At 54.4% G+C, this 23,586-nt stretch carries 25 protein-coding genes; 6 read left to right on the top strand and 19 right to left on the bottom strand.

Features of this window, described 5'->3' with window-relative positions:
* Positions 1-26: 26 nt before the first annotated feature.
* The gene (locus ACMYSK_RS24760; protein WP_434639096.1) at positions 27-503 is read right to left on the bottom strand and encodes a GNAT family N-acetyltransferase; all 477 of its coding nucleotides are present in this window, start codon (positions 501-503) and stop codon (positions 27-29) included.
* Positions 504-595: 92 nt separating this feature from the next.
* On the opposite strand from ACMYSK_RS24760, the gene ACMYSK_RS24755 reads away from it, so the two are divergent.
* Entirely contained in the window at positions 596-1,528 is a 933-nt protein-coding gene (locus tag ACMYSK_RS24755; RefSeq protein WP_434639095.1) for a LysR family transcriptional regulator, read from the top strand.
* 385 nt (positions 1,529-1,913) lie between these two features.
* Here the strand turns inward: ACMYSK_RS24755 and ACMYSK_RS24750 are convergent, their stop codons facing one another.
* Positions 1,914-2,540, bottom strand: a complete 627-nt coding sequence (locus ACMYSK_RS24750) for a hypothetical protein (RefSeq protein ID WP_434639094.1) — start codon at positions 2,538-2,540, stop codon at positions 1,914-1,916.
* A 261-nt stretch (positions 2,541-2,801) separates the two neighbouring features.
* Here ACMYSK_RS24750 and ACMYSK_RS24745 point away from each other — a divergent pair, with 261 nt between their 5' ends.
* Positions 2,802-3,125, top strand: coding sequence for a hypothetical protein (locus ACMYSK_RS24745; protein ID WP_434639093.1), 324 nt, complete (start codon positions 2,802-2,804; stop codon positions 3,123-3,125).
* A gap of 614 nt (positions 3,126-3,739) precedes the next feature.
* A complete protein-coding gene (gene mutS / locus ACMYSK_RS24740) occupies positions 3,740-6,307 on the top strand; it encodes a DNA mismatch repair protein MutS (RefSeq protein WP_434639092.1) in 2,568 nt (855 codons plus the stop codon).
* Between the two features lie 249 nt (positions 6,308-6,556).
* On the opposite strand, the gene ACMYSK_RS24735 is transcribed toward mutS, so the two are convergent.
* The 3 genes from ACMYSK_RS24735 to ACMYSK_RS24725 are packed head-to-tail and all read right to left on the bottom strand — an operon-like array spanning position 6,557 to position 8,824.
* Positions 6,557-6,793 carry a non-oxidative hydroxyarylic acid decarboxylases subunit D gene (locus ACMYSK_RS24735; protein ID WP_434639091.1) on the bottom strand — a complete coding sequence of 79 codons (237 nt, stop codon included), beginning with the start codon at positions 6,791-6,793 and terminating at the stop codon, positions 6,557-6,559.
* A 10-nt stretch (positions 6,794-6,803) separates the two neighbouring features.
* The gene (locus ACMYSK_RS24730) at positions 6,804-8,231 is read right to left on the bottom strand and encodes a non-oxidative hydroxyarylic acid decarboxylases subunit C (protein WP_434639090.1); all 1,428 of its coding nucleotides are present in this window, start codon (positions 8,229-8,231) and stop codon (positions 6,804-6,806) included.
* Positions 8,231-8,824 carry a non-oxidative hydroxyarylic acid decarboxylases subunit B gene (locus ACMYSK_RS24725; RefSeq protein ID WP_434644345.1) on the bottom strand — a complete coding sequence of 198 codons (594 nt, stop codon included), beginning with the start codon at positions 8,822-8,824 and terminating at the stop codon, positions 8,231-8,233. The genes ACMYSK_RS24730 and ACMYSK_RS24725 overlap by 1 nt, the downstream gene beginning before the upstream one ends.
* A 171-nt stretch (positions 8,825-8,995) precedes the next feature.
* Between ACMYSK_RS24725 and ACMYSK_RS24720 the strand changes: the two genes are divergently transcribed.
* Positions 8,996-9,415 (top strand): MarR family winged helix-turn-helix transcriptional regulator, encoded by a 420-nt coding sequence (locus ACMYSK_RS24720; RefSeq protein ID WP_434639089.1) that lies wholly within the window; start codon positions 8,996-8,998, stop codon positions 9,413-9,415.
* Here ACMYSK_RS24720 and ACMYSK_RS24715 read toward each other — a convergent pair.
* Positions 9,412-10,299 (bottom strand): LysR family transcriptional regulator, encoded by an 888-nt coding sequence (locus tag ACMYSK_RS24715; protein WP_434639088.1) that lies wholly within the window; start codon positions 10,297-10,299, stop codon positions 9,412-9,414. The genes ACMYSK_RS24720 and ACMYSK_RS24715 overlap by 4 nt on opposite strands.
* Positions 10,300-10,407: 108 nt before the next feature.
* Between ACMYSK_RS24715 and ACMYSK_RS24710 the strand changes: the two genes are divergently transcribed.
* Complete coding sequence (locus ACMYSK_RS24710; RefSeq protein WP_434639087.1) at positions 10,408-11,622, top strand: MFS transporter; 1,215 nt, start codon at positions 10,408-10,410, stop codon at positions 11,620-11,622.
* Complete coding sequence (locus ACMYSK_RS24705; RefSeq protein WP_434639086.1) at positions 11,619-11,996, top strand: DUF4440 domain-containing protein; 378 nt, start codon at positions 11,619-11,621, stop codon at positions 11,994-11,996. Before ACMYSK_RS24710 ends, ACMYSK_RS24705 begins: the two co-directional genes overlap by 4 nt.
* 55 nt (positions 11,997-12,051) lie before the next feature.
* Here the strand turns inward: ACMYSK_RS24705 and rpoS are convergent, their stop codons facing one another.
* The 13 genes from rpoS to cysG all read right to left on the bottom strand — a co-directional run bounded on the left by rpoS (position 12,052) and on the right by cysG (position 23,406).
* Complete coding sequence (gene rpoS / locus ACMYSK_RS24700; protein ID WP_004866938.1) at positions 12,052-13,044, bottom strand: RNA polymerase sigma factor RpoS; 993 nt, start codon at positions 13,042-13,044, stop codon at positions 12,052-12,054.
* A gap of 155 nt (positions 13,045-13,199) precedes the next feature.
* Positions 13,200-14,324, bottom strand: coding sequence for a murein hydrolase activator NlpD (gene nlpD / locus ACMYSK_RS24695; RefSeq protein ID WP_434639085.1), 1,125 nt, complete (start codon positions 14,322-14,324; stop codon positions 13,200-13,202).
* A gap of 125 nt (positions 14,325-14,449) precedes the next feature.
* Positions 14,450-15,076: a protein-L-isoaspartate(D-aspartate) O-methyltransferase gene (locus ACMYSK_RS24690; RefSeq protein ID WP_434639084.1), complete on the bottom strand. Its 627-nt coding sequence runs from the start codon at positions 15,074-15,076 to the stop codon at positions 14,450-14,452.
* Complete coding sequence (gene surE, locus ACMYSK_RS24685) at positions 15,070-15,831, bottom strand: 5'/3'-nucleotidase SurE (protein WP_434639083.1); 762 nt, start codon at positions 15,829-15,831, stop codon at positions 15,070-15,072. The genes ACMYSK_RS24690 and surE overlap by 7 nt, the downstream gene beginning before the upstream one ends.
* Entirely contained in the window at positions 15,812-16,861 is a 1,050-nt protein-coding gene (truD, locus tag ACMYSK_RS24680; RefSeq protein WP_434639082.1) for a tRNA pseudouridine(13) synthase TruD, read from the bottom strand. The genes surE and truD overlap by 20 nt, the downstream gene beginning before the upstream one ends.
* Entirely contained in the window at positions 16,858-17,337 is a 480-nt protein-coding gene (ispF, locus tag ACMYSK_RS24675) for a 2-C-methyl-D-erythritol 2,4-cyclodiphosphate synthase (protein WP_004866948.1), read from the bottom strand. Before ispF ends, truD begins: the two co-directional genes overlap by 4 nt.
* Entirely contained in the window at positions 17,337-18,047 is a 711-nt protein-coding gene (gene ispD, locus ACMYSK_RS24670; RefSeq protein WP_434639081.1) for a 2-C-methyl-D-erythritol 4-phosphate cytidylyltransferase, read from the bottom strand. The genes ispF and ispD overlap by 1 nt, the downstream gene beginning before the upstream one ends.
* A gap of 19 nt (positions 18,048-18,066) precedes the next feature.
* Positions 18,067-18,378 (bottom strand): cell division protein FtsB, encoded by a 312-nt coding sequence (ftsB, locus tag ACMYSK_RS24665; protein WP_434639080.1) that lies wholly within the window; start codon positions 18,376-18,378, stop codon positions 18,067-18,069.
* 140 nt (positions 18,379-18,518) lie between these two features.
* Positions 18,519-18,845, bottom strand: a complete 327-nt coding sequence (locus tag ACMYSK_RS24660; RefSeq protein WP_434639079.1) for a DUF3561 family protein — start codon at positions 18,843-18,845, stop codon at positions 18,519-18,521.
* Positions 18,846-18,893: 48 nt separating this feature from the next.
* A complete protein-coding gene (gene cysC / locus ACMYSK_RS24655; RefSeq protein ID WP_434639078.1) occupies positions 18,894-19,499 on the bottom strand; it encodes an adenylyl-sulfate kinase in 606 nt (201 codons plus the stop codon).
* Positions 19,499-20,926 carry a sulfate adenylyltransferase subunit CysN gene (cysN, locus tag ACMYSK_RS24650; RefSeq protein WP_434639077.1) on the bottom strand — a complete coding sequence of 476 codons (1,428 nt, stop codon included), beginning with the start codon at positions 20,924-20,926 and terminating at the stop codon, positions 19,499-19,501. The genes cysC and cysN overlap by 1 nt, the downstream gene beginning before the upstream one ends.
* A gap of 9 nt (positions 20,927-20,935) precedes the next feature.
* Positions 20,936-21,844 carry a sulfate adenylyltransferase subunit CysD gene (gene cysD, locus ACMYSK_RS24645; protein ID WP_434583303.1) on the bottom strand — a complete coding sequence of 303 codons (909 nt, stop codon included), beginning with the start codon at positions 21,842-21,844 and terminating at the stop codon, positions 20,936-20,938.
* Between the two features lie 155 nt (positions 21,845-21,999).
* Positions 22,000-23,406: a siroheme synthase CysG gene (gene cysG, locus ACMYSK_RS24640; RefSeq protein WP_434644343.1), complete on the bottom strand. Its 1,407-nt coding sequence runs from the start codon at positions 23,404-23,406 to the stop codon at positions 22,000-22,002.
* Positions 23,407-23,586 lie beyond the last annotated feature (180 nt).

Here is a 23,586-nt window from a genome sequence, read left to right as displayed (position 1 = left end):
CGGAGTTTTCTTCACTTATCCGAGATTCATTCAGCAAACTTCAGCAGAGCTTCACCATCCAGGCGGTAGCGTACCCACTCAGATTGCGGCAACGCTCCGATGCTCAGGTAAAAATCGATGGCGGGCTGGTTCCAGTCCAGTACGCTCCATTCAAGGCGCCCGCACTGTCGTTGCACGGCGCATTGCGCGATATGCTTCAGCATCGCCCTACCCGCCCCTTTGCCACGATGTTCAGGGGAAATATACAAATCTTCCATATAGATCCCATTGCGTCCAAGCCAGGTGGAGTAGCTGGTAAAGAAGACGGCATAGCCTACTGATGTTCCGTCAATTTCGCAGATCAGCGCTTCGGTCTTACTGTCTGCGCCAAAGAGTGTTTCGCGGATCTCGTCTGGCGTGGTAACGACCTGCTCTGGGGCTTTTTCGTATACCGCTAGTTCATAGATCATATTGTAAATTGTGCTGACATCTTCCGGGCGGGCCTGGCGAATCCTGATGCTCATAATTCTTCCTGTCATTGCTGTCTGGCGTGAACATTGATGGCGCTAAGCATAAGGGTTATTGTCAGGAGAATTAAGTGCAATGAAATCACATATTGATGAATATTATGCATCCGGCCCTACGGCGTATTGATTTAAACCTTCTGCCTGTTTTTGATGCGATTTATCGTCATCGTTCCGTTCGCCTGGCGGCGGATGAGCTGGCGATGAGCACATCCGCATTGAGCCATGCATTATCGCGGCTACGGCTCTCCCTCAATGACCCGTTATTTTATCGGGAAGGCCACCGGATGTGCCCCAGCGTGTATGCCATACAGCTTGCACCGACCCTTGCAGCGGCGCTGAAACTTCTGAACCAGGAACTGGCGCCCCAGCCGAAATTTGAAGCCGCCAGCAGTACCGAGTGTTTACACATTGCGATTACCGATTTTACCGCGTTCTGTATTTTCCCGGCCCTGATGCATACGCTGCAGCATGCCGCGCCGGGCCTGCGCTTTGAGCTGCGCTATCTGCCGCACAGCCCGGCGTTAACCGAATTGCTGGCGGGGGAAGTGGATCTGGCGCTTGGATTCAGCACGGCAGAAGATATCCGACATCCGGAGCTGGATGAGCTCAGCTGGTTCGAAGATCAATATGTTGTCATCAGTAACACCCGCCGAACCGCGCTGACGCTGGAGGATTATCTCGCCGCCCGGCATCTGGTCGTGACACCCTGGAATGAGAAGTTGGGGGTTCTGGATTTGCAGCTGGAACTGATGGGATATTCCCGTCAGACCACCATTAAAACGCCGTCGATGCTCAGCGCACCATTTATTGTGGCGGAAAGCGACCTGCTGATGGCCATCCCCCGCTTTGCCGCCGAGAAGTTGCTTCCGGCAGCAGATATCAAGATTTTCCCCCTACCTTTTGAGATACCACCGTTTGAAGTGAAAATTTACTCTCATAAGCGCAGCGGTAAGCGGGATGTAACCCACTGGCTGAAGAAAATACTGCAGGATATGACGCACGAGGTCAGATTGCGAAAATAAAGTCTAGTCGTTCCAGGTGAATTTGCAGAACGCTCTGAAGCAATTATCGTTTTGGAGCTTATTTTATATGAATCTCAGCATTATAATAATGCCATACATATATTGACAACCTAAATCAATCATTGTCAAAAAGCTGTATTTCAATGAAAAACACCCCTTTCAATTACCGACACCTATGTATTAAGTGGTGATACCTTGATATGCAGTAAATAAAAAACCATCACCCTCCACTTTGTTGAAGTCAGGCAAAAAACCTTCTGTAATTACAGGCACCCATGAGAATGATTTTATATTTCAATCCGGAAGAGCACCCGTTTTTACGGTAAATAAAAACAGAAGTAAATCGATGAATTCAACTTAACCAAAAGAGTCAATTTTAAGAGCTTTAAATGTGCGTATTTAAAGTATCATTAGCTAATCTCCTGTAGATGCCCTCAACTTTTTTATTTAGTCTTTTTATTTTTATCGGCAAATAAATGAAGTAACAAGCAGCAAAAAAAAGACAGGTGGAAAAAATTTCTAGCCCCGTCATAATACCACCGAAGAAGGAACCAACGCTGTCTTCACCCTTTAACATCCAATGGTAAATAAAATCCCCCACACCAATAATAAAAGGTGAAATTATCGACACGACGAATGGTATAATAATAACCTTTGCAGTATACCCCATATTTATAGGATCAAAATCAATGAAATAATTACCCATGGAATGATTAACCATCAAAATCGGTTTTAAATAGGTATTTTTCTTATAAACCCTACCTTCAATGACTGTTATTATCTGATTTTCAAACACCATAAGATTATTACATTTCATTGTGTATGATACTTGCCTTGCATTAGCTAACTCTAAAAGAATCCGAGTCACTAAAATAGTATTAGAGCTTATTGCGCTTGAATTACCCCCGTGACTTGACACCTCAGTGACATGTTCTTGATTGACAGAGAGTACTTTCCCCGTTGTTTTTTTAAACTCAATTGCGGTTGTCCTATCAATTTTAACAATTTCCATAACATATCCTTTTAACAACAATAGAATCTAATCAGAAGCTAGTATTGCCAATTAATTTAAAAGCATATTGATAATACGTTATTTTCTTCTCGAATTTAAACTTAACTTTTCTTTGGTTTATTGTTGTAAAAATGAGAAGTAGCGATTTATTTTCGTCGCTCAAGTAATAACAAACAGTTTAACTTCACAAAGATTACTTAAGTTGTTTTTGGTGCCAATCTGAGCTTCAATAATTTTATTATTGACAACACGAGCAGTGAAATGAAGAGATTGATATTTGTAATTTCTATTTTTAATTTATTAGGATGTGTTTCTTACCATTGGATAAAAGCTGATGGATCTTCAGAAAACTCACAACGATATGAATACGCATGTCAGGCTCAGGCTTATAGAGAACTACCGCCAGATCGTCAAATTTATCAGGAAAATTACCGTACAAAAAGCACAAAAGATAAGAACAAGAATGAAAAAGAAAGCAGCAAAAGTTATTATGCAACTGATCTAAATAAAGATATCAGGAATGTTTTCTTTAAAGACTGTATGTCTAAAGCCGGATTTATTCAGGAAGCCAGAAGCTATCCGTGATTATAATTAACCCGGGCTTAAGGCTTGCACCCACATTCATTGAAATGACACGGGCGTGGTGTTCATTTTGATAAACCGGGACTGCCAACGATATTGACAGGTGATGCGTTTATTCATCACCTGTTAAATCTTTAACCCGCAATCCGGACCAGGGATTGGGGTTCCTTTACAGCAATGTCATCGTCTGAACAAAATTGCGAGCACCATCGCGTGCGTGATCAACGCGGGTAAAATCAGACGCGTTGCCAATCGTAAGCCCTCTTACCGTTTGTGGCTGCATACCGCGAGTAAGCAGATCGGCTTTTTTTACACCAAAACCGACTGATGAATCACGATGGCTGTCAGTGATAAGATACGGCCTTCGCTGGGGATTGGGTAAGCAGACCACCCTGTCTTGCGGATCAATATTTAGTTTGAAAATGACAGATAACCCATTGATTATAAACGACTAGTTCAATGTCATTTTTAACGATGTGCGCCAGATGTTTACGTGTATATACCAGATAATAGTGAGTATACATATGGCATACAAATTTGCGGGTTTATGTGGGTTTACAGGGATTTAGCATGGGCCACATAAGCACTAGAAAGACTAAAAAACGAGTAAAATCACTATGACTGAAGCCACAGACAAGGACTTCTCCAACCACACGCCCATGATGCAGCAGTATCTGAAGCTGAAAGCTCAGCACCCGGAGATCCTGCTGTTCTACCGGATGGGTGATTTCTACGAGCTGTTTTATGATGATGCCAAACGAGCCTCTCAGCTGCTCGATATCTCGCTGACCAAACGCGGCGCCTCGGCGGGCGAGCCTATTCCCATGGCCGGGATCCCGCACCATGCGGTGGAAAACTACCTTGCCAAACTGGTCAATCAGGGCGAGTCAGTGGCCATTTGCGAACAAATTGGCGACCCGGCCACCACCAAAGGCCCGGTCGAGCGCAAAGTGGTACGTATCGTTACGCCCGGCACCATCAGCGATGAAGCACTGCTACAGGAACGCCAGGACAATCTGCTGGCCGCCATCTGGCAGGACAGCAAAGGCTTCGGCTATGCCACTCTGGATATCAGCTCCGGTCGTTTTCGCCTGAGCGAACCGGCCGACCGCGAAACCATGGCCGCGGAGCTACAGCGCACTAACCCGGCCGAGCTGCTGTATGCCGAAGATTTTGCCGAGTCGTCGTTAATTGAAGGCCGCCGCGGCCTGCGCCGTCGTCCGCTGTGGGAGTTTGAAATTGATACCGCGCGCCAGCAGCTGAACTTGCAATTCGGCACCCGTGACCTGGTCGGCTTTGGCGTTGAAAATGCGCCGCGTGGCCTGTGCGCTGCCGGCTGCCTGCTGCAATATGTCAAAGATACCCAGCGCACTTCCCTGCCGCACATTCGCTCCATCACCATGGAGCGTCAGCAGGACAGCATTATCATGGATGCGGCAACCCGGCGTAACCTGGAGATTACCCAGAACCTGGCCGGCGGTTTCGACAATACGCTAGCGTCGGTGCTCGACTGCACCGTCACGCCGATGGGCAGCCGAATGCTCAAACGCTGGCTGCACATGCCAGTACGCGACACGGCGGTACTCGTCGAACGTCAGCAGACAATAGGTGCACTGCAGGAACGCTATACCGAATTACAGCCAGTACTGCGTCAGGTGGGCGATCTGGAACGTATTCTGGCGCGGCTGGCGCTGCGCACCGCGCGTCCGCGCGACCTCGCCCGCATGCGCCATGCGTTTCAGCAGCTGCCAACCCTGCGTGAAATGTTGGCCGACGTCAGCTGCGCGCCGGTACAGCAGCTGCGCGATAAAATGGGCGAGTTCAGCGAACTGCGTGAACTGCTCGAACGCGCAATTATCGATGCGCCGCCGGTGCTGGTACGCGACGGCGGCGTTATCGCCCCGGGTTATCATGAAGAACTCGACGAATGGCGCGCGCTGGCGGATGGCGCCACCGATTATCTCGATAAGCTGGAAATTCGTGAACGCGAGCGTCTGGGGCTCGACACCCTGAAGGTGGGCTACAATGCCATTCACGGTTATTACATTCAGATCAGCCGCGGCCAAAGCCAGCATGCGCCGATTCACTACGTCCGCCGTCAAACGCTGAAAAATGCCGAACGCTACATTATTCCGGAACTGAAGGAATATGAGGACAAGGTCCTGACCTCGAAAGGGAAAGCCCTGGCGCTGGAAAAGCAGCTCTACGATCAGCTGTTTGACATGCTGCTGCCGCACCTTGGCGACCTCCAGCAAAGCGCCAGCGCGCTGGCAGAGCTGGACGTGCTGATTAACCTCGCCGAACGCGCGGAAACCCTGAACTACTGCTGCCCAACCTTCAGCGATAAACCGGGCATTCGCATCAGCGAAGGCCGCCATCCGGTAGTTGAGCAGGTACTGAAAGAGCCGTTCATCGCCAACCCGCTGAACCTAGCCCCCCAGCGCCGGATGTTGATTATTACCGGCCCCAACATGGGGGGTAAAAGTACCTATATGCGTCAGACCGCGCTGATTGCGCTACTGGCCTATATCGGCAGCTACGTCCCGGCTGAGAAAGTAGAAATCGGCCCTATCGATCGCATCTTTACCCGCGTCGGGGCAGCGGATGACCTGGCAAGCGGCCGTTCGACTTTCATGGTTGAAATGACCGAAACCGCTAATATTCTGCATAACGCCACCGAATACAGTCTGGTGCTGATGGACGAGATTGGCCGCGGAACCTCCACCTACGACGGCCTGTCGCTGGCGTGGGCCTGTGCGGAAAGTCTGGCCAATAAGATTAAGGCGCTGACCCTTTTTGCCACCCACTACTTCGAGCTGACGCAGCTGCCGGAGAAAATGGAAGGCGTGGCAAACGTCCATCTTGATGCGCTGGAGCACGGCGATACTATCGCCTTTATGCACAGCGTCCAGGATGGCGCGGCCAGCAAGAGCTACGGTCTGGCGGTTGCCGCACTGGCGGGCGTGCCTAAAGAGGTGATTAAGCGCGCGCGGCAGAAATTGCGCGAGCTGGAGAGTATTGCCCCAGGCGTTGCCGCCACGCAGGTTGACGGCACGCAGATGTCGCTGCTCTCCGCCCCGGAGGAGACTTCGCCGGCGGTAGACGCTCTGGAGAACCTCGATCCGGATTCGCTCACCCCGCGTCAGGCGCTGGAGTGGATTTACCGGCTGAAGAGCCTGGTATAACCCCTTCATACCTCGCTGAAGTGGAAAAATAGCAGCACTGAATGGTGCTGCTATTTTAGAAAATAACTTTCCAAAAATAATTATCCAGAAAATTAATATATTCAGCTCGCACAATGAGCCACGTACCATCAGCGTTAATCCCAGTACCGTAATACGCAGCACAACCATTGCCACAAGGGCATATTTGTCAGCATGTCTTGCCCCCTGCAAAGAAATATAAAAAGGGCCCGACGACGCGGACCCATTCATTTAGCGTTTATCTTCCGCCAGCAGCGGCGGAATACTCGGTACCATTGGCGACTCGTCAATATCTTTCTGGGTCATGCGAAATGCTTCCGGGTAGTGCTCGCGGCTGATACGGCGCAGCGGTTCAGTATCGCGCCAGGTATAAAAACAGTGCTGGCACTGGAATACAGTCCAGACATCTTTTACCGGCGACTTCGCCAGCACGTCAATCTGCGCATCGGCGCAACGTGGACATATCATTTTTCTCTCCTTACTTACGGTTGGCCAGCATGGCGGTCAGTTTTTCAACCCAGGCTTTGGTTTCAGGGAGATCCTGAACCGGCTGGCTGTAGTGGCCACGGAGATCCGGCGCAACCGGCGTGGTCGCATCAATGACCAGTTTGTCGGTAATCCCCGCCGGGCTGGAGCCAGGGTCAAGCTCCAGCACGGACATATTCGGTAGCTGGACCAAATCCCCCGCCGGATTGACCTTCGAAGACAGCGCCCACATCACCTGAGGAAGATTGAATGGATCAACGTCCTCATCAACCATAATGACCATCTTCACATAGCCCAGGCCGTGCGGCGTGGTCATTGCCCGCAGGCCGACCGCACGCGCAAAGCCGCCGTAGCGTTTTTTGGTCGAGATAATCGCCAGCAGACCGTGGGTGTACATGGCATTTACCGCCTGCACTTCCGGGAACTCAGCTTTTAGCTGCTGGTATAGCGGTACGCAGGTCGCCGGGCCCATCAGATAATCAATTTCGGTCCACGGCATACCGAGGTACAGCGATTCAAAAATCGGTTTCGTGCGATAAGAAACTTTATCAATGCGCACCACCGTCATATTGCGCCCGCCGGAGTAGTGACCGGTAAATTCACCAAACGGGCCTTCGATTTCACGTTTGCGGCTCTCAATAACGCCTTCAAGAATCACCTCCGACCCCCACGGCACGTCAAAACCGGTCAGCGGTGCGGTGGCAATCGGATACGGGCTTTCGCGCAGCGCACCCGCCATTTCATATTCTGACTGATCGTACTTCAGCGGCGTTGCGCCCATAAGCGTGATAATCGGGTCATTACCTAACGTAATGGCGATCGGCAGATCTTCACCGCGCTCTTCCGCTTTGTGCAGATGTAGCGCGATATCATGCATAGGTATAGGCTGCAGACCGAGCTTACGTTTGCCCTTCACCTCCATGCGATAGATACCGACGTTCTGCTTGCCAAAGTGGTTGGGGTCGAGCGGATCGCGTGAGACTACGCAGGCTTTATCGAGATAAAACCCCCCATCCCCATCGTTCAGACGAAACAGCGGCAGAATATCAAACAGGTTAATATCCTCGCCGTCGACGGTGTTCTCCGCCCACCCCGGATTAGCCCTGCGCTCCGGCGTGACCGGAAATGTATCCCAACGGCGAATAAACTCATCAATCTGTTTCCTGACTGGCGTGTTCGCCGGCAGGCCCAGCGAGATAGCATGGTTCTGCCACGAACCGATGGTATTCATCGCTACCCGGGCATCGGTAAAGCCGCGAATATTGTCAAACCACAGCGCCGGTGCTCCATCGCCAATACGCCCGGTGGCGTTAGCAGCGGCGGCCAAATCCGGTTCAGCATTCACTTCTTCGCAAATTTTCAGCAGTTGCCCCTGGTCGTCCAGCGCCTGTAAAAAGCTGCGCAAATCATCAAAAGCCATTATTCATTCTCCTGTGAAAAATTCTCAGTGGCCCGCAGCCCGTTCCAGCGGCGCGCTTTGTGGTACTCAAGACCAAACTGATCCAGAACTCGCGTGACAACATGGTCAGTCACGTCTTCAATCGTTGCCGGATGGTTGTAATAGGCAGGCATCGGCGGCACCATCGCCACCCCCATACGGGACAGGGCCAGCATGTTTTCCAGGTGGATAGTGCTCAACGGCATTTCCCGCGGGACCAGCACCAGCCTGCGTCCCTCTTTCAGCACCACATCCGCCGCACGCCCAACCAAACCTTCAGCATAACCAGCACGAATTCCGGCCAACGTTTTCATACTGCAGGGGATGACAATCATGCCCGCGGTGCGAAAGGAACCGGACGAGATAACGGCGGCCTGGTCGGCAGGATTGTGTGAGACATCGGCCAGTTCAGCCACTTCACGAGCGCTATACGGTGTTTCCAGTTCAATCGTGGTTTTAGCCCACTTCGACATCACCAGATGGGTTTCCACTTCCGGCATCCCGCGAAGTGCCTTAAGCAGGGCGACGCCCAACGGAGCACCGGTGGCACCTGTTATCCCGACAATCAGCTTCATCATTCTCCTCCGCATATTGTTCGTATACGAACATTTTATTAAAGCTACGCCTGATACCCACCGCGTGCAAGTCCGTTCCCGGTCGGCCGCATTTTTAATCAAAGCGGGAAAGATGCGTAAAAGCGTCGCAAACGGCTATTATAGAATCGACGTTTTTGTTACGGAGTTTCCATGAAGTTAAGAAACGAGGCGTTCCACCTTTTGCGCCAGCTTTTTCAGCAGCACACCGCCCGCTGGCAGCATGAACTGCCGGAGCTCACTAAGCCCCAGTATGCGGTGATGCGCTCGATTGCCGAGCATCCGGGAATTGAACAGGTCACGCTGACGGAAGCGGCAGTCAGTACGAAAGCGACGCTGGCGGAAATGCTAAGCCGTATGGAGAGCCGCGGACTGGTCCGCCGCGAACACGATCCGGCGGATAAACGACGTCGGTTTGTCTATTTAACCGCGGAAGGAGAAGCGTTGCTGGCACATTCAGTACCGCGGGGAAATGCCGTCGATGATGAGTTCCTGGGTCGGCTTAGCGACGAAGAGCGTCAGCAGTTCTCGCAAATAATCCACAAGCTGGTCGCGCAAGAAAACAAAGATTAGCCTTGGCGCTCGCGTAAGAAATCGATAAACGCCCGGACCCTGGTCGGGACATGCTGTACGTCCGGATAGACCGCGTACACGCCCTGAGGGGGAAAGGTAAACTCCGGCACCACCTGTACCAGTTTGTGCTCCGCCAGCGCCGATGCCACCAGCCACTCGGGCAGCAGCGCAACGCCGCAGCCCGCAAGCGCAAAAGCCATCAGTGCGCTGGCGCTATCCGCCGACAGTTGCGGCGGCGTTTTAATGTCAAACGCCACTGTTTCATGATGCGGTCCGGTCAGCTGCCAGCGTAGCGGCGCAGGCAGACGTTCATGAATAATCCACGCCGCCTGGGCCAAATCCTCAAGCGTCCTCAAAGGATGCTCAGCCAGCCATGCAGGCGCAGCCACCGGGATAATCGCAAAACGGGATATCAGCGCCGCGTGGTAGCGCGAATCGGCCAGCGTCCCGAGGCGAATCGCCACATCAAAACGTTCAGAGATTAAGTCCGCATGGTGCGAGGAGGAAACGTGGCGCACTCGCAGCGCAGGATGCCGCTGGCTGAATTCAGCCAGCGCGGGAATAATCACCTGCGCACCATACTCCGGCGTCGTCGTCATACGGAGTTCACCGCTGAGCCCTGTATGGCTGGCCCGGACCGCATCCTGCAGGTTTTCCGCCGTTTTCAGTAACGCCACTCCACGATGATAAAACAGCGAACCAGCCTCCGTGAGCGTAAGCCGTCGCGTGGATCGTAACAGCAGCGTGACGCCAAGCTCGCTCTCCAGCTGGCGAACGTTAAAACTGACCACGGCCTTGGTTTGACCCAGGGCAGCGGCCGCTGCGGTAAAACTACCGCTATCCACCACTGCGACAAACATCGTCATTCGTTGCAGATTCAGCATGTCCACTTCACTTATTGTCAAAAATTTTCAGACAGTATATCCCTCAGCGTCTTATTTATCCGCCTGAGCCCGCGGTTTAGAGTAGCGGCCTTCTGATGAGGGATAAAAATGACGTCTCGCAACAAGGTCGCCACCGTTTTTTTACTGGGTTTCTTTCTCGATTTAATCAATATGTTTATTGCCAGCGTCGCCTTCCCCGACATGAGCCGGGCGCTCAACGCCTCAGTGAGTGAACTGGCCTGGGTGAGCAACGGCTATATCGCCGGGCTGACGCTGGTCGTGCCGTTCAGCGCCTGGTTAGCACAGCGCTGCGGGGCACGCCGACTCTTTCTGCTATCGCTCACGCTCTTTAGCGCGGCGGCGCTGGCCTGCGGGTTAAGCGACTCGCTGGGAGCCTTGATTTTCTGGCGCGCTCTGCAAGGGATGGGTGGCGGATTGCTTATCCCGGTGGGCCAGTCGCTGACCTGGCAACTGTTTCAGCCTCACGAAAGGGCGAAGCTCTCGGCAGCCGTAATGTTGGTTGGCCTGCTGGCTCCCGCCTGTTCGCCGGCACTCGGCGGGCTGTTGGTTGAAACGGTTAGCTGGCGCGGAGTGTTCTTTGCTAGCCTGCCCGTCGCGCTGATTACCCTGGCGTTAGCCGGCAGATGGTTGAACAATGGCGACGGCGCGCCACGCCCTTCCCGCTTTCTGCATCTGCCGCTGCTTGCCGACCCGCTGCTGCGTTTCGCCATGCTGATTTATCTCTGCGTACCCGGGATGTTTATTGGCATTAACGTAGTTGGCCTGTTTTACCTGCAAACAATCACCGGGATGTCGCCCTCAGCAACGGGTGCCCTGATGCTGCCCTGGTCGCTGGCGTCATTTGTGGCTATCTCCCTGACCGGCCGTTTTTTCAATCGCCTGGGCCCTCGCCCCTTTATACTCTGCGGCTGCTTACTACAGGCGACCGGGATCCTGTTGCTGGCCGGCGTCATGCCGCAAACATCAAGCGGAATGCTGGTTTTCGCCTTTACCTTGATGGGCGCTGGCGGCAGCCTGTGCAGCAGTACCGCTCAGAGCTGCGCCTTTCTGGATATCGCCAACCGCGATATGCCAGATGCCAGTGCGCTGTGGAATATCAACCGCCAGCTCAGTTTTTTAGCCGGGGCCGCATTGCTGGCCATATTGCTGACGGCACTACAGGCTTATTATCCGCCAACGCAGGCCTGGCACGGGGTGTTTATCATCGCCGCCGGTCTGACGCTCATCCCACTGCTGGGCTGCCTGCGCCTTAAGAACCAGGCAATAGTTATGCGCCTGCATCAAAAAATGGAGAACCCATGAACCCGTATATTCAGGAAACCATCGACGCCCATGTGGCTATTGAAAACTGGCTCAGCCACAAGCAAGGTGAGGCTGATGCCTTAATGGCTCGCTTTTCCGCAGACTTTTCGATGGTCGGTATCGGTGGAAATGTCATGAACTATGATGCGCTCAGCGCCTTCTTTTCCGCCGCTGGCGGCAGTCGCCCTGGGTTAAGCATCGTCATTGACTGCGCGAGTACGCTCGCCGAATGGCACGATGGCGCAGCGATATGCTACCGGGAGACACAGTATTTACCCGATCAGGGCGAGACGGTCCGCTGGTCGACGGTGTTATTCAGGAAAACAGCGGGGCGTATTTTGTGGCGTCATTTGCATGAAACCCGGCAGGCGTAGCAAGCAAAGAAAAAGGCCCGGTCGGACGATCGGGCCTTTTTGAGAGGAAAATGTCTTATTCGCGGAATAGCGCTTCGATGTTCAGCCCTTGTCCTTGCAGGATCTCCCGCAGGCGGCGCAGGCCTTCAACCTGGATCTGACGTACGCGTTCGCGGGTCAGTCCAATTTCACGGCCAACATCTTCAAGCGTAGCGGCTTCATAGCCCAGCAGACCAAAACGACGTGCCAGGACTTCACGCTGCTTGGCGTTCAATTCGAACAGCCATTTAACGATGCTTTGTTTCATATCATCGTCCTGCGTGGTGTCTTCCGGACCGTTGTCTTTCTCATCGGCCAGAATGTCCAGCAGCGCTTTTTCCGAGTCGCCGCCCAGCGGTGTGTCCACTGAGGTAATACGCTCGTTCAGACGCAGCATACGGCTAACGTCATCAACCGGTTTATCCAGCTGTTCGGCAATCTCTTCCGCACTCGGTTCGTGGTCCAGCTTATGGGACAGCTCACGAGCGGTGCGCAGATAGACGTTCAGCTCTTTAACAATATGGATAGGCAAACGAATGGTACGGGTTTGGTTCATGATCGCCCGTTCAATCGTCTGACGAATCCACCAGGTGGCGTAAGTTGAAAAACGGAACCCACGTTCCGGGTCAAACTTCTCAACCGCGCGGATCAGCCCCAGATTGCCCTCTTCAATCAGATCCAGCAGAGCCAGACCACGATTGCTATAACGACGAGCAATCTTCACCACCAGACGCAGGTTACTTTCAATCATCCGGCGGCGTGAAGCCACATCACCACGCAACGCGCGACGGGCGAAATACACTTCTTCTTCGGCCGTCAGCAGCGGGGAATAACCAATCTCACCTAGATAGAGCTGCGTCGCATCCAGCACACGTTGTGTTGCGCCTTGCGACAGAAGATCTTCCTCGGCCAGATCGCTATCACTGGGTTCCTCTTCTACTAAGGCTTTCTCATCGAAAACCTCGACTCCGTTCTCATCAAATTCCGCGTCTTCATTTAAATCATGAACTTTCAGCGTATTCTGACTCATAAAGATGGCTCCTACCCGTGATCCCTGAGCAAAGCACCTTCGCTATACATCATTCAACGACGCCCGGACGGAGACTTTTTGGCCCCGGTGAAGGGGCCATTGCGACCGGCCTGGCGCCTGTTAACTGATGCGACGCTTATCCGTACTTCGCCAAATTATCGCTGCGGTAAATACTGCAGCGGGTTGACGGATTTCCCCTTGTAACGAATTTCAAAATGTAATCTTGTAGAGCTGGTGCCGGTGCTACCCATGGTAGCGATTTTCTGCCCCGCTTTAACTTCCTGTTGTTCCCGGACCAGCATTGTATCGTTATGAGCGTAGGCACTCAGGTAATCATCGTTGTGTTTGATGATAATAAGATTACCGTAACCGCGCAGTGCGTTACCGGCATAGACGACGCGTCCGTCTGCGGTCGCGACAATAGCCTGTCCCTTACTGCCTGCGATATCAATACCTTTATTGCCGCCTTCAGCGCCGCTAAAGTTCTCGATAACCTTGCCATCAGTCGGCCAGCGCCATGTGGAGATCGGCGAACTGGTTGACGTACTGCTTGCAGTCGGTTGGTTTGTGCTAACAGCGGGAGCCGTCACTGGCGCGACAACAGTGGTCGTCGCAGGCTTATTGTTCGGCAACATCTTATTAGCATTCTGTTCACCTGAAGATTCAGAATACGTAATAGTTGGTTGTGACGCAACCACCGCGGTCGATTTTTGTGCAGTATTTGAGGCCGCCGTCGCACCGCCGCTCGCCCGTACGCTTGCCGCAGCAACGGCGTTATCACCGGTGATTGGCTGACCCGCAGAGTTGCCGACTTGCAGCGTCTGACCGACGTTCAGGCCGTACGGCGCGGGGATATTGTTGCGCTGCGCCAGGTCACGGAAATCGTTGCCCGTCACCCATGCAATATAGAACAGCGTATCGCCGCGTTTAACGGTGTAGGTACTGCCACCCGTATAGCTGCCTTTCGGAATATTGCCATATTTGCGGTTATAGACGATCTTGCCGTTCACGGTCTGCACCGGCTGCTGAGCCATCGGCTGAACCTGAGTTGCAGACGTCTGAACCGGCTGTACCTGAGGTGTTTGCGGAACAATGGCGGATCCCGTAGTCGACGGCGGAGTGATCAGCATCCCGGAATTTGTTCCTGAGGATGAGGCTCCACCTGCCGAGCTAACCGGCGCAGGCGGATTATTGGTATTGGTACAACCTGCCAGCCAGAGTGAAACCAGTGATAACGCCGCAATACGGCTTAAGGTAAATTTTGGGCTTCCCGCGCTCATTTATCCCCCAGGAATATGTTAACTGCCAATATCTTGCTTACCGGACGAATCCCGGCCAGGACACTGAAAAATGTGTCCACCCTACGCCTAAAGTCAGGCAAAAAAAACCTGGATTAATCCGGGTCTTACGCCAGCTCCCCTTGAACCAGGGGAACAAAGCGCACGGCTTCGACGGTATCCATCACAAACTCATTACCGCGACGACGGATCCGTTTCAGAAACTGATGCTCCTCGCCCACCGGTAAAACCAGAACGCCGCCCTCATCCAGCTGTGACAGCAGTGCGGGCGGGACTTCCGGTGGCGCGGCGGTGACGATAATCGCATCAAAGGGCGCACGCGCCTTCCAACCTTGCCATCCATCGCCATGACGGGTTGAAACATTATGTAAATCAAGTTGTTTCAGGCGACGACGCGCCTGCCACTGTAAACTCTTAATCCGCTCAACCGAACACACGTGATGAACCAGGTGCGCCAGAATTGCCGTTTGATAGCCTGAACCGGTGCCGATTTCCAACACCCGCGATTCCGGCGTCAGCGTCAAAAGCTCCGTCATCCGCGCAACCATGTAGGGCTGCGAGATAGTTTGCCCCTGACCGATAGGTAACGCCGTGTTCTCCCACGCCTTATGTTCGAAAGCTTCATCAACGAACTTTTCACGCGGCACCAGAGCAATCGCCTCCAGCACACGCTCGTCGACAATGCCCTGAGTACGCAGTTGATTTAGCAGACTTTCAACACGTTTGCTTACCATTGAGTTTCCACTCCGACGCGATCCAGCCAGTCGGCCACCACTCCGTGTGCCTGGTGGGCAGTTAAATCAACGTGCAGCGGAGTCACGGACACGTAACCTTCATCGACGGCCGCAAAATCGGTGTCCGGCCCGGCATCGTGTTTCTCGCCCGGCGGACCAATCCAGTACAGCGTATTGCCGCGCGGATCTTTTTGCGGGATGACCTGATCGGCAGGATGGCGGCTACCGCAGCGGGTCACGCGGATGCCTTTAATCTGTTCAAGAGGCAGATCGGGCACATTGATATTGAGGATACGCCCGGTGCGCAGCGGCTCGCGGCTTAAAGCTCGCAGGATAGAACAGGTGATTGCCGCCGCGGTATCATAGTGCTGATGGCCATTCAGGGAGACGGCCAAAGCGGGGAAGCCAAGGTGACGGCCTTCCATTGCGGCGGCGACGGTGCCGGAGTAGATGACGTCATCGCCGAGATTGGGGCCGGCGTTAATGCCGGACACCACGATATCCGGGCGGGGACGCATCAGGGCGTTTACGCCAAGATAGACACAGTCCGTTGGCGTGCCCATCTGGACGGCGATATCGCCATTATCGAAAGTGAAAGTACGTAGCGAAGACTCCAGGGTCAGGGAATTCGATGCGCCACTGCGGTTACGATCGGGTGCAACTACCTGGACCTCAGCAAACTCCCGTAAGGCCTTCGCCAGGGTTTGAATGCCCGGCGCATGAATCCCGTCATCGTTACTCAGCAATATTCGCATAGTCACCCGTTGTATTGATAAGTTCCCTTACCACGCTGGTGGCGAAGCTGCCCGCTGGCAGCCAGAAACGCAGTTCAACGGTTACGTCATCCCACCAGTTCCAGCTCATCTGCTGCGGATAGAGCAGCATCGCCCGGCGTGCCGCTTCGACTTTTTCACGCACCAGCAGAGCCTGGAGCTGCGTCTCTTCTGCGACGGCAGCCTGCTCGGCGGCCAGCGCATCGCGTTGGCTACCCCAATCACCGCTTCCCGGTAACGCCGCGGTAATCATCAGTTCGCGGTTATCAACCCGCTCCTGTAGCTGCGCGCGTTCCTCAAGCGTGGCGACAAACCAGCTCCCGCGCCCCGCTAATTGTAGCGCATCGCCATCAACAACCTGATTAAATTCCGGTTTTTTTAATCTAATACTGACCTGTTGATTAAACAAGCCGCTACGTGCTGCCGACAGCCAAAAACTGCGTTTATTGCGATCGCGAACCGGGGCACCGCTCTCCGCCCAGCGCAGCGCGCCCAGCAGATTGCTCCCACCAAGGCCAAAACGCTGGGCGCCGAAATAGTTCGGTACCCCCCGGGCGGCAATAGCCTGCAGGCGCTGTTCAACGTCCTCGCGATCGCTAATTTCCCGTAGAATCAGGGTAAACTGATTACCCTTCAGCGCGCCGAGGCGCAGCTTGCGTTTATGCCGCGCGTATTCCAGCACCTGGCAACCTTCCAGCTGAAACTTGCTCAGATCAGGCATCTCTTTGCCCGGAAGCCTGGCGCACAGCCACTGCTCGGTCACGGCATGTTTGTCTTTCTGTCCGGCAAAACTCACTTCACGCGCGTGGATTTTAAGGAATTTTGCCAGCGCATCCGCCACAAATCGCGTATTGCAGTCCGTTTTCAGAATCCGTACCAGCAGATGCTCGCCTTCGCCATCCGGCGCAAAACCGAGGTCTTCAACCACCACGAAATCTTCCGGGTTGGCTTTCAGTATCCCCTGCCCCTGCGGTTGACCGTGCAGCCAGGTGAGCTCATTGAAGGCAATCATTGCTGCCCCTTGCGCAGCAGCGCCACCGCTTCACAGGCGATGCCTTCACCGCGGCCGGTGAAACCCAGCTTTTCGGTGGTGGTCGCTTTCACGTTGACATCATCCATATGGCAGCCGAGGTCTTCGGCAATAAAGACGCGCATCTGCGGAATATGCGGCAGCATTTTCGGCGCCTGGGCAATGATCGTGACATCCACGTTTCCGAGGGTATAGCCTTTGGCCTGAATCCGCCGCCAGGCTTCACGCAGCAGTTCACGACTATCGGCACCTTTAAAGGCCGGATCGGTATCCGGGAACAGCTTACCGATATCTCCCAGTGCCGCCGCCCCAAGCAGGGCATCAGTCAGCGCATGCAGCGCGACGTCACCATCGGAATGGGCCAGCAGCCCTTTTTCATAAGGGATGCGCACCCCACCAATAATGATTGGGCCTTCACCACCAAAAGCGTGTACGTCAAAACCGTGTCCAATTCGCATTAAGCCTTCTCCTGGTGTCGGGAACGGGTAAGGTAAAATTCTGCCAGCGCCAGGTCTTCCGGGCGCGTCACTTTAATATTATCAGCTCGTCCGGCCACCAGTTCGGGATGGAAGCCACAGTACTCCAGCGCCGATGCTTCATCGGTGATGGTTGCGCGTTCATCGAGCGCGCGCGTCAGGCACTGAAGGAGTAATTCACGAGGAAAAAATTGTGGCGTCAGCGCATGCCATAAATCATTGCGATCGACGGTGTGCGCGATGGCCACCTTGCCGGGTTCCGCACGTTTCATGGTATCGCGTACCGGCGCAGCCAGGATGCCGCCCACGCGGCTGGTTTCGCGCAGCGCCAGCAGGCGGTGCAGATCGTCCTGATGCAGGCACGGGCGCGCGGCATCGTGCACCAGTACCCATTCGGCTTCGGGCAGCGCCTGCAGGCCGGCCAGTACGGAGTCGGCGCGTTCGGCGCCGCCGTCAACGACGGTAATCTGCGGATGAGTGGCCAGCGGCAGCTGGCTAAAACGGACATCGCCGGGACTGACGGCGATGATTACGCGCTGCACGCACGCGTTTGCCAACAGCGCGGCGACCGCGTGTTCGAGAATCGTTTTGTTACCGATTGAGAGATATTGTTTCGGGCATTCCGTTTGCATGCGGCGGCCAAAACCGGCTGCCGGTACCACGGCGCAAACACCCGGAAAAGTGGCTGCCATGTCGTAATCCTGGGCTTGTTTATCGATTGTTCTGCGTCGACCCCTGGTTGCGTTTAGACGCATCCGGGACCAGACGATAAAATGTTTCGCCCGGGCGGGTCATGCTTAGTTCGTTGCGTGCGCGCTCTTCGATCGCTTCCTGACCGCCGTTAAGGTCGTCGATTTCCGCAAAGAGTTGATCGTTTCGCGCTTTTAATTTGCCGTTAGTGGCTTGCTGCGCGGTGACGTCGTCATTCACCCGGCTATAGTCGTGCAGACCATTTTTACCGAACCACAGCGAGTACTGTAGCCAGACCAGCAAAGCCAATAGTAGCAGCGTTAATTTACCCATTCTGCCCCCTGAAAAACGGCATCATCATCCCATAACTCGCCCGAGTATTTCACTCCGACGCGCGGACGACGCCGCGTAACGCGGGGACTGTAACACATTTCTGTCGTCGATACCCAGGCTTGATTGATACGCAGAAAGGACTACCCCAGCAACCAGAGGAACAGCAGGCCAAACATCAGCCCCACCGTCAAAATCGTCGCGCATGCGCTATACAGGAGCTTACCGTTCAACAACGAGTGCAGCGCAATGCCAACCACAACGGCAACCGGCATCAGGGCGAGAAAAAAGGGCCAGGTGTAGAGAAGGAAAAAAAGCGTATTACTGCCATACATGAGGAAGGGAATACCCAGCGCCAGCAGCCATGAAATAAAGCCCACGACGGCGCCTGACAAAGACCAGGTGGTCTCGTCATTGGCCACCGCGGGTGGTTCTGAACGAATAAGACTGATGTTCTGGGTATTGCGCATATCGAATCCTGTTGACCGGGCGACCGGCATCTCAATGCCGTCGCCGTTTCAGGATCTGATAATATCGCTCTGTCTGAGGAGGTCTAATAGTTGGTGCACCAAATTTGTTACCAATTGTTCACCATCCAGATGAATTTCCGCCTTTTCTGGCGATTCATACACCGAATCTATCCCGGTAAAATTGCGTAATTCACCCGCTCGCGCCTTCTTGTATAACCCTTTTGGATCCCGCGCCTCACAGATAGCAAGCGGCGTATCGACAAACACTTCGATAAAGCGCCCTTCGCCTAAACGCTCGCGCACCATCTGCCGTTCGGCACGGTGCGGAGAGATAAACGCGGTCAATACCACCAGCCCGGCATCGACCATCAGTTTCGCCACTTCCCCGACGCGTCGAATATTTTCTTTGCGATCGTTATCGCTAAAACCGAGATCGCTGCACAGGCCGTGCCGCACGTTATCGCCATCCAGCAGATAGGTGCTGACGCCTAGCTGATGTAGCGCCTCTTCCAGCGCGCCGGCAACGGTAGACTTACCGGAGCCGGACAGCCCGGTGAACCACAGCACCACGCCGCGATGGCCGTGGTGCTGTTCACGCTGCTGCTGCGTAACCGGATGGGCGTGCCAGACGACGTTTTCGTCATGCAGGGCCATTACTTGCCCCCCAGCAGGTCGCGTGCGTCCCAGTGTGGGAAGTGTTTGCGAATCAGCTGATTCAGTTCCAGTTCAAACGCGCTGAACGACGATGCCGATGCCTGGGATTGCTCCTGCGGCTCGCGCACCATGCCAGCGCCCACCGTGACGTTGGTCAGGCGGTCAATAAAGATTAACCCACCGGTCACGGGGTTATGCTGGTATTTATCCAGCACCAGCGGTTCGTCAAAGGTCAGATCCACCAGCCCAATACCGTTCAGCGGCAGCGACTCCACTTCGCGTTGGGTCAGATTATTGATATCCACCTGGTAGCGGATCCCGTCGACGCGGGCGCGGGTTTTCTTGCCGGCAATTTTGATGTTGTAGCTCTGACCCGGGGCTAACGCCTGCTCGGCCATCCACACCACATCCACGCTGGCGCTCTGTACCGCCGGCAGGGATTCGTGCGCCTCGACCAGCAGATCGCCGCGGCTGATATCAATCTCATTTTTCAATACGATGGTGATAGCTTCACCCGCACCGGCTTCCTGCAGGTCGCCATCGAACGTCACGATACGTGCCACGCTCGATTCAACGCCCGACGGCAACACCTTCAGGCGCTGTCCGACCTTCACGCTGCCGGAGGCTACGGTACCGGAGAAACCGCGGAAGTCGAGGTTAGGACGGTTAACGAACTGGACCGGGAAACGCAGCGGCTGGTTTTCCACCACGCGATGAATTTCAACGGTTTCCAGCACTTCCAGCAGCGTTGGACCGCTGTACCACGGCATGCTTGCGCTCTGGGTCGCTACGTTATCCCCTTCCAGTGCCGATAGCGGAACAAAACGAATATCGATATCGCCCGGCAGCTGGTCGGCAAAGGCCAGATACTCTTCGCGAATGCGCGTAAACGCCTCTTCGCTAAAGTCCACAAGGTCCATTTTATTCACCGCCACCACCAGGTTTTTAATGCCCAGCAGCGTTGAAATAAAGCTGTGACGGCGGGTCTGATCGAGCACGCCTTTGCGCGCATCCATCAGCAGAATCGCCAGATCGCAGGTGGAAGCGCCGGTCGCCATATTACGGGTGTACTGCTCATGTCCCGGGGTGTCGGCGATGATAAATTTGCGTTTCTCGGTGGAAAAATAGCGATAGGCCACATCGATGGTGATGCCCTGCTCGCGCTCGGCCTGCAGGCCATCCACCAGCAGCGCGAGATCCAGTTTTTCACCCTGGGTACCGTGGCGCTTGCTGTCATTATGCAGCGATGAGAGCTGATCTTCATAAATCTGTCGGGTGTCATGCAACAAACGTCCAATCAGGGTACTTTTCCCGTCATCGACGCTGCCGCAGGTCAGGAAACGCAGCAGGCTTTTGTGCTGTTGCGCGTGCAGGTAAGCTTCTACGCCGCCTTCATTAGCAATTTGTTGAGCAATTGTCGTGTTCATGGCGGCTCCTTAGAAATACCCCTGACGTTTCTTCAGCTCCATGGAGCCGGCCTGGTCGCGGTCAATCATTCGACCCTGACGCTCGCTGGTGGTGGAGACCAGCATCTCTTCAATAATTTCCGGCAGCGTTTGCGCGTTGGATTCCACCGCGCCGGTCAGCGGCCAGCAGCCTAAAGTACGGAAGCGTACCATCTGCTTTTTGATCATCTCGCCCGGCTGAAGATCGATACGATCGTCATCAATCATCATCAGCATGCCGTCGCGCTCAAGCACCGGCCGCTCAGCGGCCAGATACAGAGGCACAATTTCAATATTTTCCAGATAGATATACTGCCAGATATCCAGCTCGGTCCAGTTGGAGAGCGGGAATACGCGGATGCTTTCGCCCTTGTTAATCTGGCCGTTGTAGTTATGCCACAGCTCCGGACGCTGGTTTTTCGGATCCCAGCGATGAAAACGGTCGCGGAAAGAGTAGATACGCTCTTTAGCACGCGATTTTTCTTCGTCACGGCGGGCGCCGCCGAACGCAGCGTCAAACCCATATTTGTTCAGCGCCTGCTTCAGGCCTTCGGTCTTCATGATATCGGTATGCTTAGCGCTGCCGTGAACGAACGGGTTAATCCCCATCGCCACCCCTTCCGGGTTTTTATGCACCAGCAGTTCGCAGCCGTAGGCTTTGGCAGTACGGTCGCGGAATTCGTACATTTCGCGGAATTTCCAGCCGGTATCCACGTGCAGCAGCGGAAAAGGCAACGTTCCCGGATAAAACGCTTTCCGCGCCAGATGCAGCATGACGCTGGAATCTTTACCGATGGAGTACATCATCACCGGGTTAGAAAATTCGGCCGCCACCTCGCGAATAATGTGGATGCTTTCTGCCTCCAGCTGCCGCAGGTGAGTGAGTCGTTTTTGGTCCATAACCGTTCCTTATAAGGCCTGCTGCAACAGGCGTTATTGTTGCAGCCAGTTTGGTTACGGACAGCGCACAGCAGCCGGAACGTACCACGGTACGTGAGGATGGCGAGCACTGCCCAAAGCCAAAATGGCAAATAAAATAGCCTGTCGCGCTGGGACTAAGCCAGATTTACCACAGACGCATTGAATGCATCTGTTTGAGTTGTATGTTGAAACCAGGCGAGCTGTTGATGCAGTTGCACCACTTCGCCGACCACCAGCAGCGCGGGCATCGGCGCATCTTTCGCCAGCTCCTCGAGCTGCTGTAAGGTGCCGGTTATCGTTTGCTGGTCCGCGCGGGTACCGCGAGAAATCACCGCTACCGGCGTATTGCTGTCCCGACCGTGGGCGATCAGCTGCGCGCTGATTTCCGCCGCTTTCATGGTGCCCATATAGATAGCCAGCGTCTGACGGCTTTGCGCCAGCAGCGACCAGTCGTGCTCGGCGCTGTCAGCTTTGTAATGACCGGTGACAAAGGTGACGCTTTGGGCATAGTCGCGATGGGTCAGCGGAATACCGGCATAGGCCGTCGCCCCGGCCGCAGCCGTGACGCCCGGGACCACCTGAAACGGGATCCCTGCGGCGGCGGCGGCCTGTAACTCTTCGCCGCCACGCCCGAAAATAAACGGATCGCCGCCTTTCAGACGCACTACCGTTTTGCCTTCTCGCGCCGCATCAACCAGCATCTGATTCGTTTCATGCTGCGGCACCGAGTGTTCGCCCGCGCGTTTACCCACGCAAATCATCTCGGCATCGCGACGCACCAGCTCGCGGATTTCCGGTGTCACCAGATGGTCATAAAACACCACGTCCGCCTGCTGCACCGCCTGCAGGCCACGCAGCGTCAGCAGCCCGGCATCTCCCGGACCGGCGCCGACGAGAATAATTTCACCAAGCCGCTTTTCCGGCTGATGCAGTTCATCTTCCAGCGCTTTATCGGCGGCGGCTTTATTGCCGGCAATCATCAGACTGGCAAAGCGGCCATTGAAGACCCGCTCCCAGAAACGACGCCGTGCTGCCGTCGTCGTCAGGTGCGTTTTGATATGGTGCCGCCAGTAGCTGGCCGCCTCGGCGACGCGTCCCAGGTTTGTTGGCAGCAAGGCTTCGATTTTTTCGCGAATCAGCCGGGACAATACCGGTGCCGAACCGCCGGAGAATATGGCGATCAGCAGCGGAGAACGGTCTACGATTGAGGGAAACACCACCGAGCAGAGCGGCTGATTATCGACAACATTCACCAACCGGTAACGGGCGTTGGCAGCAGCGGAAACCCGCTGATTGAGCGCGTCATCGTCGGTAGCGGCAATCACCAGAAAGACATCGTCAAGCTGTTGCTCATCAAACTCATGGGCCCGCCACTGAATCTCCTGGCGTGTAACCAGATCGGCAACATCGTCAGAGAGCTCCGCTGCCACCACCTGCACGTTGGCTCCGGCCCGGCGCAGAAACATAATCTTGCGCGCCGCAATGTCTCCGCCGCCAATAACCAGCACCGGTTTTTCTTTCAGTTCGGCAAATAAGGGCAAATAGTCCACGTTGCAACAACTCGCTTACAATCAGTCATAGAGCGACTATAGGGTGCTGTTTAGAGCAAATGAAATTACTAAATGGAATGAGTAGTTACCCAAAAGAATAACGACCTGAAAAAGCAAATATCAAAAAGTGCTTAACGCGCGATTTATCCGCTATTTAAGAGGAAATGAAAT

The sequence above is a fragment of the Klebsiella sp. I138 genome (assembly GCF_051131765.1).
GTDB lineage: Bacteria > Pseudomonadota > Gammaproteobacteria > Enterobacterales > Enterobacteriaceae > Klebsiella.
Note: the sequence above shows the minus strand (reverse complement) of the source record. Positions and strands in the feature narration are given on the sequence as shown.

Bases quoted from the DNA above. Each gene is read 5' to 3' on its own strand.
- ACMYSK_RS24760 (WP_434639096.1), bottom strand. From the start codon at position 503: ATGAGCATCAGGATTCGCCAGGCCCGCCCGGAAGATGTCAGCACAATT.
- ACMYSK_RS24750 (WP_434639094.1), bottom strand. From the start codon at position 2,540: ATGGAAATTGTTAAAATTGATAGGACAACCGCAATTGAGTTTAAAAAA.
- ACMYSK_RS24745 (WP_434639093.1), top strand. From the start codon at position 2,802: ATGAAGAGATTGATATTTGTAATTTCTATTTTTAATTTATTAGGATGT.
- mutS (WP_434639092.1), top strand. From the start codon at position 3,740: ATGACTGAAGCCACAGACAAGGACTTCTCCAACCACACGCCCATGATG.
- ACMYSK_RS24735 (WP_434639091.1), bottom strand. From the start codon at position 6,793: ATGATATGTCCACGTTGCGCCGATGCGCAGATTGACGTGCTGGCGAAG.
- ACMYSK_RS24730 (WP_434639090.1), bottom strand. From the start codon at position 8,231: ATGGCTTTTGATGATTTGCGCAGCTTTTTACAGGCGCTGGACGACCAG.
- ACMYSK_RS24725 (WP_434644345.1), bottom strand. From the start codon at position 8,824: ATGAAGCTGATTGTCGGGATAACAGGTGCCACCGGTGCTCCGTTGGGC.
- ACMYSK_RS24720 (WP_434639089.1), top strand. From the start codon at position 8,996: ATGAAGTTAAGAAACGAGGCGTTCCACCTTTTGCGCCAGCTTTTTCAG.
- ACMYSK_RS24715 (WP_434639088.1), bottom strand. From the start codon at position 10,299: ATGCTGAATCTGCAACGAATGACGATGTTTGTCGCAGTGGTGGATAGC.
- ACMYSK_RS24710 (WP_434639087.1), top strand. From the start codon at position 10,408: ATGACGTCTCGCAACAAGGTCGCCACCGTTTTTTTACTGGGTTTCTTT.
- ACMYSK_RS24705 (WP_434639086.1), top strand. From the start codon at position 11,619: ATGAACCCGTATATTCAGGAAACCATCGACGCCCATGTGGCTATTGAA.
- rpoS (WP_004866938.1), bottom strand. From the start codon at position 13,044: ATGAGTCAGAATACGCTGAAAGTTCATGATTTAAATGAAGACGCGGAA.
- nlpD (WP_434639085.1), bottom strand. From the start codon at position 14,324: ATGAGCGCGGGAAGCCCAAAATTTACCTTAAGCCGTATTGCGGCGTTA.
- ACMYSK_RS24690 (WP_434639084.1), bottom strand. From the start codon at position 15,076: ATGGTAAGCAAACGTGTTGAAAGTCTGCTAAATCAACTGCGTACTCAG.
- surE (WP_434639083.1), bottom strand. From the start codon at position 15,831: ATGCGAATATTGCTGAGTAACGATGACGGGATTCATGCGCCGGGCATT.
- truD (WP_434639082.1), bottom strand. From the start codon at position 16,861: ATGATTGCCTTCAATGAGCTCACCTGGCTGCACGGTCAACCGCAGGGG.
- ispF (WP_004866948.1), bottom strand. From the start codon at position 17,337: ATGCGAATTGGACACGGTTTTGACGTACACGCTTTTGGTGGTGAAGGC.
- ispD (WP_434639081.1), bottom strand. From the start codon at position 18,047: ATGGCAGCCACTTTTCCGGGTGTTTGCGCCGTGGTACCGGCAGCCGGT.
- ftsB (WP_434639080.1), bottom strand. From the start codon at position 18,378: ATGGGTAAATTAACGCTGCTACTATTGGCTTTGCTGGTCTGGCTACAG.
- ACMYSK_RS24660 (WP_434639079.1), bottom strand. From the start codon at position 18,845: ATGCGCAATACCCAGAACATCAGTCTTATTCGTTCAGAACCACCCGCG.
- cysC (WP_434639078.1), bottom strand. From the start codon at position 19,499: ATGGCCCTGCATGACGAAAACGTCGTCTGGCACGCCCATCCGGTTACG.
- cysN (WP_434639077.1), bottom strand. From the start codon at position 20,926: ATGAACACGACAATTGCTCAACAAATTGCTAATGAAGGCGGCGTAGAA.
- cysD (WP_434583303.1), bottom strand. From the start codon at position 21,844: ATGGACCAAAAACGACTCACTCACCTGCGGCAGCTGGAGGCAGAAAGC.